Source organism: Domibacillus sp. 8LH (assembly GCF_038806185.1).
In the GTDB taxonomy this organism is placed as follows: domain Bacteria; phylum Bacillota; class Bacilli; order Bacillales; family Domibacillaceae; genus Domibacillus; species Domibacillus indicus_A.
The window spans coordinates 1-271 of the sequence record NZ_JAVJNG010000148.1; the positions used below are offsets into that span (position 1 = coordinate 1).

At 64.9% G+C, this 271-nt stretch carries 1 pseudogene; it reads left to right on the forward strand.

Annotated elements, in window-relative coordinates:
* Positions 1–271 (forward strand): annotated as a pseudogene (locus RG959_RS24190) (ubiquinone-dependent pyruvate dehydrogenase); the annotation flags it as partial.

Sequence of the window (271 nt, forward strand, 5' to 3'; positions counted from 1 at the left end):
TGACCGGGCTGATCGGCTTCTCCTCCGGCTACCACGCGATGATGAACGCCGACACGCTGGTGCTGCTCGGCACCCAGTTCCCCTACCGCGCGTTCTACCCCACCAACGCCAACATCATTCAGATCGACATCAACCCCGGCAGCATCGGCGCACACTGCCCGGTCAATATGGCGCTGGTGGGCGATATCCACACCACCCTCACCGCCCTGCTGCCGCAGCTGGAGCCCAAGCGCGACCGGGCGTTCCTCGACAAGGCGCTGGAGCATTACCG